Here is a 10,574-nt window from a genome sequence, read left to right as displayed (position 1 = left end):
CCCCGCCCCCCACGGCCGCAAATACGTGTGGCCTTTTCTGTCCAGAGCGTATCCGCTCAGGCGCCAAGCCAGTAGGCTGCCAGAACCTTGCGCAGTCCCAGAAGGTCTGCAACATGGCTCATTTCGCGAGCCGAGTGCATAGAGAGCAGGCCTATGCCCACATCCACTGTTTCAATACCCAGTCGGGTTGCGGTGATCGGGCCAATTGTTGTTCCGCATGGTGACGCATTATTCGACACGAAGTTCTGTGTTGGAACCCCTGCCGCGTCGCAAGCGCGCTTCCACAGAGCCATTCCGACCCCGTTGGTTGCATAGTGTTGCTTGGCATTGATCTTGAGAATGGGGCCTCGGCCCATGACCGGGTGATGTGAAGGGTCGTGAACCTCGGGGTAGTTCGGATGAATTGAGTGTGCGGCATCGGCACTCACGCATGTCGACGAAGCGATCATTCGTGCGTAACCATCCTCATCGCGACCCAAAGCGAAAGCGGTGCGGCGCAGAACGTCTTCCAGGATCGGACCAGCTGCACCCGTGCGAGACTCGGAACCGATCTCTTCGTGGTCGAAGCATGAGAAAACAAGGATGTCACCGTCTGAGGGGAGTCCCTGGCGAGCGAGGTCTTCGAGTGCGCAGAGTCCGGGGTGAACCGACGACAGATTGTCCTGGCGTCCCGATGCAACGAACTGCGAATCTGCGCCGAAGGTGGCGGGGCCCTGCGAAGGGACACAGATCAAATCGAAAGAGATCACGTCATTCGCGTTATCCAAGCCTGCAGCCTGTGCGATGGTATCCATGAGCGATGCATCGGGAGTATCGACCGTCCATACCGGATGCAGGTGCTTCTGGGGGTCGAGGTGAAGAGATTCGTTAACCCCGCGGTTGAGGTGGATTGCCAGCTGAGGAATGCGGGCCAGTGGAGCGGTGCGAACCAGGATTTCTTCTCCCGAGGCCAAAATCAGTCGGCCGGCAACGCACAGTTCGCGGTCCAGCCAGGAATTCATGATCATTCCGCCGTAGACCTCGACCTCGATTTGTCCCCAGCCATCAGCCGTTGTTGTCTGAGGTGAGGGCTTGAGGGTGAAAGCAGGAGAATCTGTGTGTGCTCCAACGATCCTGAAACCGGTGGTGTCGCTGATATTTTCAGGAACTACCCATGCCATGACAGCGCCTCCGCGAACCATCACGTGTCCGCCGGGAGTCGCATCCCATGCCGCTGTTTCGTCTTGTCGACTGAAACCGAGGTTCTCCAAGCGCTGTGCAACGAGATGTGCAGCGTGGTAGGGGCTTGGGGAATCGGCAAGGAAATGGACGTAGTCCAAAGTGTTTGTGTCGAGTTCGGGATGATCCGATTCAAGTCGTGGTGTCATGCATCCATCCTACGCTGCACGTTTCGTTCACGAAGGTGTGCGCATTTGTGCAAGATGCAAAAAGCAGTCATCTCGATCATTTCGCCCACTAGCTCACGAAATGTGAGCTGACAATCATTCAACTTTGATCATTACGGTGGGTGATTTTGTTGTCAGATCGTATCACTTCGTATTAATTCAGTGAAAATCTGTCCGGTTTATTTGGGCATTTGCGCAGGTCAGAAGGTAGTTTTATTCTCGCTAAACTGATAAATTAAAAGGGTGATTAAACAAAGCAATGAGACTCTCCTCGATGAGAGCGAATCTGAGCTTTGGCACGCGTGGAGTTCTGTGACACGTGCTGTTCAAAGCACGTTAGGTTCGGAAATCAGTAAAAGTGCACCTCTTGCTCTGATTGAGTTTGAGATGCTTGACGAGCTTGCTAACGGTGAGCAGCCCATGCGTTCTGGCGAGCTGGGTGCGCTGGTCTCGTTGACACGTTCGGGAACTAGTCGTGCAATCTCTCGTCTTGCGGCGAAGGGATTTATTACCAAAGAAGGATCGTCAACGGATCGACGTTCTGTCCTTGTGTGCATTACCCCTGAAGGGCGTCAGGCCTATGAGGCCGCAAATGGCGTCTTCGCAAGCGCGGTGCGTAACGGGCTTCTTGGCGCGGTAGAAGGCGATGATCGCGATACCCTGCTCAGAATCCTCAACGTCATCTCAGATACGCTTCTTTAAACAGAAAAGGTGGGACAGCGAGTGCTGTCCCACCTCCCACATACGGGTCTTACGGGGTCAGAAAGACTTCCGGTAGACGTTGGTTTCGCGCTGAAGGAAACCAACCCGACGGTAGAGGCGGTTCGCCGCCTCTCGCGTCGGCCGAGATGTGAGATCGACTGTTTTAGCCCCCAGCTCCCGAGCGTGCTCAACTGCGGCATCAACAAGGCCCTGTCCCACGCCTTGACCGCGTGCGGCCTGATCGGTAACGACATCTTCGATCCACGCTCGGCGGCCAGTTGGAATATCGAAAACAACCAGCGAGAGCATTCCCAAAATCCGCTCATCCTCATCGACTGCGCACACCAAGTGCAAGCAATCCTGAGCCAGAAGCTTCTGGATTTCTTCGAGCGACAAAGGCTGTGCGGAAGAGGAAAGCTGTGGAAGCAGACGGTCAAAGGCCTCGTGAACCTTTTCTGTTGTCGATGAATCACATTCGCGCAGGATCTCGATACGCATGGGTGCTCCTTGTTAATGCGTTATACAGGCCATAAGTATGCCACTGAGGATAGTAATTATCCGACGCTCATGAGGCCCGACTCAAGGTGACACTTGAGTGCTGAGTATTCAGGCCACGTGGATTCAGTGAACGGATGCTCGACATGGACGGTGCCGCTGGTGTGGGCAGTACCGGTTTTACCGGAGTGTTTCCAGCTTGCTTGCTCGGCTGCGCCGAGGCTGCCCCCGCAACAGTAACTTCGAGCTCCTTCGCCTGGGGCTGAGCTGCAGAGTGTGCTTGAGCCTGAGATTCATGACGCGCGACCGTGGCGCTCTGATCCTGTGCAGGTGCGAAGACATAGCGGCTTTGTGCCGAGTAAGAAACCAGGTACATGGTCGTGTCAGCGATGATCTTCGCGATCCACAGTGGCATTCCGATTCCCGTCAGTACAGCAAGCATTGTGTACGACCCGGCGACCACTGCGACGGCAAGCGCGGCATAACGCAGGGCGCTGCGGCGCAAGGGCACTCCCGTGGCCTCGAAAACGCGGCGGTTCATTGCGAAGTTTACCGAAGCGCTCACCACGCGAGCGGCAATAACCGGGAGGAAGAGAGCTCCAGTGAGAGCATTCAAGACAAGGACCAGAACGTAGTCAATGACAGTTGCAACACCGGAAGAAGCAGCAAACTTCAGTAGCGGTGCCCAAATCCGAGCCGAATCTTGCAAGGGGCGGAAGTGGGAGGTCGGATTTCCGGCCTCGTAAATCGTCTCAATTGAGATTTGGGTGACCGGATGACGGAACTTCGCCAGGTGCAAAAGGACGCGGAGCTCGTACTCGTAACGATCCCCCTGTACCTCGAGCAGCGCGGGAAGCAATGCCACCGGGAAAGTACGCAACCCGGTCTGCGTGTCCTTGAGCTTCCAGCCCGTTGCGAGCCAGAACAGGGCTGAAGTTGCAGTGTTACCGATCCGGGAACGAGCGGGGACATGCCCAACGAATTCGCGAACTCCCAGCACGCTTGTGCCGGTATCTGTACAGGTCCGACCAACGCGGAAAATGTCATTGAGCGTGTGCTGCCCATCCGCATCCGCGGTGACGACGCAATCATTCAGTCCCAGTGTCTGAGCCTGCTCGTGAATGTACGAGAATCCAGCTCGAAGGGCATACCCCTTGCCACGGTTACGTTCATAAGAGATGACCTGGGCTCCCGCAGTGTGCGAGGCCTCGAAGATGTCCCTGTACTGTTCGCCAGAACCGTCATCAACGACGACGATTTTCGTCGAAGGATCTGCGCGATGCAGTTCAAGGATGAGACGCGGCAATCGTGCGTCCGGTTGGTAAGCGGGGATTAACACGTACATCGCTCATGCTCCCTTCGTGATGTAGATGATGTCGGAGGTAGCGCGTTCGCCACCGTTAGAGGGGTTGTTGACGACCTGGCCGTTGAACCACATTTCAGAGGAGCCGCCGCCGTCGAGGTTGTAAGCGGTCTTTGCTCCCAGGCTCTGCATGATTTCGGCCAGACCGCTCATCGTTACGCCGCTAGATGTGCGAGAGCGTCCATCCACAACGACAAAGACAAAGTGGTTGTCGTCGATGATGCCGATCGCGGTTCGCGGCTGCTTGCCCTGGATGGAGTGGTTACCAAAGTTTGTATCGATTTCGAGGTTGTCGATTCCGCTGATGATCTGGCCGTTTTCCAACAGGGCCGGACCGAAGGAGAGTGTCTGCCAGACCCCCGCATCGACCAGAGCTTGAGCTGTTGTCTGAGTCTCGTCGTAGACCTTCATGGTGCCGTCCTTGTAGATGGCCAGGCCCTGACGAGCGCCACTATCGCGATAAATTGTGCCGTTGCGGATCACAATGCCGGTCGAGCGGAAACCGTAGTAGTCGCCGTTGATAGCGAAGACCGCGTTATTGTCCGTTGCGATCGAAGAGACCAAGTCTGTGATGTTCGAACCGAACTGGTCGTTTGCGAAAGCGGAACGAAGCGCGGTCGCATCAGAGAGCTGAACATCCGCTACGTAGTATGTGACACCGTTGTTTTGAACCTGCTTGACAGAAATCTTGGTGTTTCCGTTCGTGTAGGTGTCCGAGGTTGTGGTCGCGGTATCGGTATTCAAGGAAGTGGTCTGCGCGTTGCCCTGTGAGGCCTCGTAAGAAGAGGCGCTGGTAACTTCAACGTGATCGATCACGTAGCGGTTGAGGGCCCAAGCAGTGGTGCCACCCAGAGCCAGGGTGATCGCAGTTGCGCCCGCGATGATCCCGTTGCGCAGGCCTTTGCGGCGACGCTTCGTGGGGCGGGTGCGTGTGGGCTTCGTGTGGTTTGCCGAGGCCGAGGAACCTTCCGTGCGGGAGGCCTGGGTCTGGGCGGTGGCTGCCTGTGCCTGCTGGCGAGCAGCTAGGGTGCGTGCAAGATCATCGGCCGAAGGGGTGGCCGGCTGGGGAAGGTTGTTCGTGTTCATGGCTACAGAATCCACTGGCGGATTCTGTAGGGATTATGGACAAGCTGTGCTCCACCTGTGGAACAAATACCTCTCAAAAACTCCTTGCATTTGATGAATGTTCGCTGGAAGATAGATGAGTCACGTCTAGGCAAAGGAGCCCGACACGATGATAGACAAACGCGTCTTTTGGCGACCCCTGGCCATCCTTGGGGCACTCGCCTTGTCCCTTCCGGGATCAGCGGTCGCACATGCTACTGAAGGTGCAACAGATACCCCCGTTATTCTCAACGCGCCCACGACCATTAGCGCGGGACAACTTCGTGCAACGGTCTCGCACGAATTCCCGCAGGTCACCGGATATACCTTTGCGGGAAACCCCGTTGGCGGCCGCGCGGAAACGCTTCACCAGGTCACGATCGACGGAAACCAATACACCGTCGACACTGTTGAAGCGCAGCGTGTTTCCGACCAGAAAGTCGCCTACACGGTAACTTTCGTCGGCAGTGAGATCACGATGAAAGCCGAGATCGAGGTACAGGAAATCACCTCCCGCTCCCAAGGAACGGAGGGTGCAAAGCGACCGACTTTGACCTTCCGCATCACCGAGATGAGCGGCGCGCACACGGTGGAAATTCCCGGCCACGGCCTCGTCTCAGTAAATGCAGACCAAGGCGGAGCATACGCATGTGGCATCACGGGAGTCTCCCGAGGCGCAGCCAATGGCGACTCCTATGCGGGTGTTGACGATACTTTTGCCAGCATCACCGCCTCGACGCCCATTGATTACTACGAACAACCCAGCGCCTACCTAATGGTCAACACCAATAAGGTCGCCGTCGGTATGGAAACCAACGCGACCTACGACCAGCCCCACGGCTATGAAAACAACTGGAATTCCAGGTGGAAGCGCCAAGTTATCGAACAAAACGGCATCAAGACTCTGATCGCGCAAAACGGTCAGTGGACCTACCGTTCCGAGGCCGCGACGGATGCTATTGGGGACGAAGAACGCCCCTACACGACACTTGTCTTCACAGGAGACGCGAACTCTTCGGGCGGCGTTGATTGGCAAGATGCCGCAGTTGCCTATGCGGATATCACTCCCGAGATCACTGGCGCAGCCGACAATCATAAGTGGGTCGTTACTCACATTCCCTTCGATTTCGGTTCGGCCACAACGCATCCTTTCCTCCAGATCGCCGATGACGTCAAGCGCGTGAGCCTTGCGACTGACGGCCTAGGGCAGCGCGTCATGATCAAGGGCTATGCCTCTGAAGGCCACGATTCGGGCCACATGGACTACGGCGGTAACATCAATACTCGCGCCGGTGGCGAGGCCGACTTCGGCACCCTCTTCGCCAGCACGAAGGATGTCAATGCGATCTACGGCGTTCACGTCAATACGACCGAGGCCTACCCGGAAGCAAACTCTTTCCGTTCTCTTCCCTTCACCGGTGGCCGCGGGTGGAACTGGCTCAACCAGTCCTACTACGTCAATCAGCGTGACGACTTGGGCAATGGCGGTGCCGTTAATCGCTTCCAGGAATTGCGCAATCAATTCCCCTTAAGTAAGTACCCGAATTTCCGCTGGATCTACATCGACGTCTACTACGGTTCGGGCTGGCAAGCTGACCGCTTGGGCAACGAACTCAACAAGATGGGATGGGAAGTCGGATCTGAATGGGCAGACCGCTTCGAGAGGCACTCGCTGTGGTCACACTGGTCGAATGACGAGCACTACGGTGGTGCAACCAACAAGGGCTTGAACTCCCAGGTCATCCGCTTCGTCGACAATGCGAATAAGGACAATTGGAACCCGAATGTTGTCTTGGGCTACCCCCAGATTGTCGAGTTCGAAGGCTGGACTGGCCACCAAGACCAAGACGCGTTCTATCGCAATATTTGGTCAAACAACCTGCCCAGCAAGTTCCTCCAGAACTCTCGCATCATGCGCTACGACACCGCGGATGCAGGGGATGGCAAGACGAAACACACCTACACATTTGCCAATGGAACAGTGGCTTCAGGGGCGACGGCGGTTACTGCTCAAACAGAGGCTAGCTACGTCGTTGGGACGATTCAGGCAGACATGTCTTCCTCGCGTGAATTTGTCTACGACGGGGCAACAGTCCTTCGAGGCGATAGCTATCTCTTGCCGTGGAAGGACAACGGAACTTCTGCCGGGGCAGATCGCCTGTACTACTACAACCCCGCTGGAACTGCGACGGAGTGGACGCTGACGAAGTCGTACCAAGGTGTTGGGTCTCTGGCTCTCTACCGACTCACCGATCAAGGACGCGTGAAGGTCACTGATCTGGCTGTTTCCGGCGGAAAGGTCACCATCCCGGCCTCGGTCTATGACGGAGTGGCTGAAAGCGATCGCGACCACACGGCCTTCGTGCTGGTTCCAGAAAACGCTCCCGCAGCCGTCTCGACGCCCGCATGGGGTGCAGGGACCGTTTTCGCTGATCCTGGATTCAACTCGGGAAGTCTGAGCGGCTACACAACGGCTGGTTCAGTCAGCGTCGTGAAGGATCCCCACGGTGATCCTGTCGCGCAACTGGGTGCAGGCAAGTCCTCGTTGTCCCAAGAGATGACCCTTAACGCAGGAACCTACCAGGGCAGCGCGTGGCTCCAAATCAACAATGGAAAGACCCGCAAGGTCACTATTTCCGCCTCGGGAGATGGAGTGACAAGCGCCGGATCGCAGCAGCGAAATGGGGACTTGGGGGCTACTCGAGACAAGCCTGTGACGACAGTATTTGAGGACTTCGAGAATATTGCGGAAGGCTGGGGCCCCTTCGTCAAGGGCGACGCCGGCAATATCACGGACCCGCGCACAGTCCTGGCCTCGCTGAACGCTCCCTACACTCAACGAGGCGGAGTCCTTCCCGATCGTTCGCGGAAGGCGACGGATGATGCGATCGCGGGACACTGGTCGCTGAAGAGCCATGAAGAAAACGGCGGTCTTGTCTACCGGACTGTTCCGCAGACCGTGAATCTGCAGGCGGGACACCGCTACCGTATTTCCTACGATTACGACAACGCCGTGAGCGGTTCATACTACTGGGTCACCGCATACGATTCTGCGGGAGCTGACGGAGTCAGTGCGAACTATCTCGATTCGACGCTCCTTCCCCAAACGGAGCGGCCCTCGCACTTCGCTGAAGAACTCAATGTTGGTGCTTGCGGCTCCTACTGGGTTGGCCTCTACAACGTCCAGGGAGGAAAGTCAGGAAACGATTTCTCGATCGATAACTTCCGAGTCGAAGATCTTGGAACAACCGCCGACGTCCCCGCCTGCGCTGCTGCGAGCATCGCAACCCAGGGAAGCGCGATCGAAGGCAAGACCGTCCAGGTGACAACGACCTTGGTGAATAATGAGTCTGCGGACATCACCAATGTCCGCAGCGAATTGAGTCTTCCGGCTGGGTGGAGCGCACAGGCGACTTCGCCCACGACTGCCGAGACTCTTGCCAAGGGAGAAACCTTCACCACCACGTGGACGGTGAACATTCCCGAAGGGGCCGGTGGCAATGCCGTCACCTTGACGCACCAGGCCCACTACCGGATCGGTGATGAGGACCGTACCGCCGTGGGCACAACGAGTGTGACAGCCCTGGGATCCATCAAGTCCAATGCCGTCAACTACCTATCTGACATCCCCTTCTCATCGACGTGGAACTCCAACGGCTGGGGGCCTGTCGAACGTGATAGCGAGGTCGGTGAAGATCAAGCAGGAGACGGTGATCCGATCTCGATGAATGATCAGCCCTATGCCAAGGGGCTGGGCGCACACGCTCCCAGTGACCTCGGTTTCGAACTGGACGGAAAGTGCACAACCTTCAAGGCAACGGTTGGCGTGCAGGATGGACAGTGGAGTGGCTCAGTGACCTTCCACGTCATCGGTAGCGCTGACGGTTCCAACTGGTCCGATGTCGTTCCAGAAACTTCGGTCATCAGGGGAGGAAGCGAACCGAGGGACATCTCGGGCAATGTTCGAGGGATGAAATACATCCGCTTGATCGTTGGAGACGGTGGCAATGGCAATGGTAACGACCACGCGAACTGGGGCAATGCCCGCGTCCTGTGTGGAAATGCTACCGAGGGTGGCGACACCCCCGCCCCTGAGCCCACGCCGACTCTGACACTCAAGGACTACACGGGAGCCCTCCAGCTGGTCAGCGCACCGGCTGCCTACGAGGGGAACCCGGCCTCGAACATGTTCGACAAGGACCTGACGACCTTCTATGACAAGGATTGGGTCAACCTCACCGATCACCCCAGCACGATTGATCTCGCACTCTTCGAAGGAAACGATCCCACTGGCGCACAGTCGGTGAGTATCGGCGGCCTGTCGATTGCAGGACGCGCGGGGCAAGCTAATGGCCGGCCCAAGGCCTACGAGGTCTATGTTGGCCAAGACGCAGCGAACATCAATCAGAAGGTCGCCGAAGGCACTTTGAGAAACACGGCTCTTGCTCAGCGCATTACCTTCGACGAGGCCGTGAACGCGAAGTATGTTCGCATCCGAGTCCTGAGCAATTACAAGACCAAGGCCGACCAACCCGATGGCCTGCTTGCAATCGCCGAGCTGGGTGTTCTTGTTCCTGATGGAACGACGCGCGCAGCTGTTTCGGGTAGCGACCGCAGTGCTGGTACGCGAAGCGCACGCCGTGCTCGCTCCTTGGATGATGAACAAGCGCTGACGGTGAATACAAATACTGAAGGACTGGTCGGACAGAACTATCTGGATGTCCAGACGGTGAATGATACCGATCCTGCTGCAAACCCAGAGACAGTCATTGACCGGACCTGGGCCGAAAACTGGATGGCTGCGGATCAGAAGCACCGGACCAATAGCGATCCTAGTTCCTTCCAACGCGTTCCTGTGACTTTCACGGTCGCGAAGGATGGAACGAAGGTGCGTTTCACCATCGCCGCTGATGAGGGCGATGCGCCGGTCTTGTTCGACAATCTCCGCATGGTGAAGATCGAGCGTCCTACGACCAACGATCTTCTTGGCGTGGATTGCATGGCTGATCCGACTCCGGAGGCATGCACAACAATGCGGGCGAACGCACGCATTGGCTTGAGCACTGCCCTCAGCGTCTCGCTGCCGGCACCGACTCCGGATCCAACGGCGGACCCAACTCCGGACCCAACGACGGATCCAACTCCGGACCCAACTCCGGACCCAACGACGGACCCAAGTACTCAGCCGACAACGGATCCCACCACCCAGCCAAGCGGGGATCCAAGTACCCAGCCTAGCGCCGATCCTTCTCAAAGCGGCGCACAGCAGGCTGGCTCCGCCTCTGCAGAGCAAGCGGGCACAGCCTCGGCAAAGGATGGAAAGAAGAAGAGCACCCGCAAGGGCAAGAAGTCATCTCTTGCTCGCACGGGTGGTGAGACAAGCACGATCTTGATCAGTGCCGCCCTTCTGACAGCCGCGGGCTACGCGCTGCGCAGGCGGCGCATGAATTGAGGTGACTATCCCGGTGGGGAGCTGAGCTGAGAGGCAGCTCCCCACCACACACAAGGCGGGGGTGCCGGTGAAT

At 57.3% G+C, this 10,574-nt stretch carries 6 protein-coding genes; 2 read left to right on the top strand and 4 right to left on the bottom strand.

Going from position 1 to position 10,574, the window contains the following annotated elements:
• Positions 1 to 56: 56 nt before the first annotated feature.
• On the bottom strand, positions 57 to 1,367 hold the full coding sequence (locus ADG72_RS01380) for a M18 family aminopeptidase (protein WP_048711635.1): 1,311 nt from the start codon (positions 1,365 to 1,367) through the stop codon (positions 57 to 59).
• 330 nt (positions 1,368 to 1,697) lie between these two features.
• Here ADG72_RS01380 and ADG72_RS01375 point away from each other — a divergent pair, with 330 nt between their 5' ends.
• Positions 1,698 to 2,087 (top strand): MarR family winged helix-turn-helix transcriptional regulator, encoded by a 390-nt coding sequence (locus ADG72_RS01375; protein ID WP_157857676.1) that lies wholly within the window; start codon positions 1,698 to 1,700, stop codon positions 2,085 to 2,087.
• Positions 2,088 to 2,144: 57 nt separating this feature from the next.
• On the opposite strand, the gene ADG72_RS01370 is transcribed toward ADG72_RS01375, so the two are convergent.
• The 3 genes from ADG72_RS01370 to ADG72_RS01360 form a co-directional block, all read right to left on the bottom strand.
• On the bottom strand, positions 2,145 to 2,585 hold the full coding sequence (locus ADG72_RS01370) for a GNAT family N-acetyltransferase (protein WP_048711631.1): 441 nt from the start codon (positions 2,583 to 2,585) through the stop codon (positions 2,145 to 2,147).
• Positions 2,586 to 2,652: 67 nt separating this feature from the next.
• Positions 2,653 to 3,927, bottom strand: coding sequence for a bifunctional glycosyltransferase family 2/GtrA family protein (locus ADG72_RS01365; protein ID WP_048711629.1), 1,275 nt, complete (start codon positions 3,925 to 3,927; stop codon positions 2,653 to 2,655).
• Between the two features lie 3 nt (positions 3,928 to 3,930).
• Positions 3,931 to 5,031, bottom strand: coding sequence for a phosphodiester glycosidase family protein (locus tag ADG72_RS01360; RefSeq protein ID WP_048711627.1), 1,101 nt, complete (start codon positions 5,029 to 5,031; stop codon positions 3,931 to 3,933).
• Between the two features lie 148 nt (positions 5,032 to 5,179).
• Here ADG72_RS01360 and ADG72_RS01355 point away from each other — a divergent pair, with 148 nt between their 5' ends.
• Entirely contained in the window at positions 5,180 to 10,501 is a 5,322-nt protein-coding gene (locus ADG72_RS01355) for an endo-alpha-N-acetylgalactosaminidase family protein (RefSeq protein WP_048711625.1), read from the top strand.
• Positions 10,502 to 10,574: the final 73 nt, after the last annotated feature.

It is taken from the genome of Trueperella pyogenes, assembly GCF_001070855.1.
GTDB lineage: Bacteria > Actinomycetota > Actinomycetes > Actinomycetales > Actinomycetaceae > Pauljensenia > Pauljensenia pyogenes_A.
The sequence above is the reverse complement of the archived record's forward strand: the minus strand, read 5'-3'. Positions and strand labels throughout refer to the sequence as shown.

Coding starts and splice junctions, on each gene's coding strand:
- ADG72_RS01360 (WP_048711627.1), bottom strand. CDS start 5,031: ATGAACACGAACAACCTTCCCCAGCCGGCCACCCCTTCGGCCGATGAT.
- ADG72_RS01365 (WP_048711629.1), bottom strand. CDS start 3,927: ATGTACGTGTTAATCCCCGCTTACCAACCGGACGCACGATTGCCGCGT.
- ADG72_RS01380 (WP_048711635.1), bottom strand. CDS start 1,367: ATGACACCACGACTTGAATCGGATCATCCCGAACTCGACACAAACACT.
- ADG72_RS01355 (WP_048711625.1), top strand. CDS start 5,180: ATGATAGACAAACGCGTCTTTTGGCGACCCCTGGCCATCCTTGGGGCA.
- ADG72_RS01370 (WP_048711631.1), bottom strand. CDS start 2,585: ATGCGTATCGAGATCCTGCGCGAATGTGATTCATCGACAACAGAAAAG.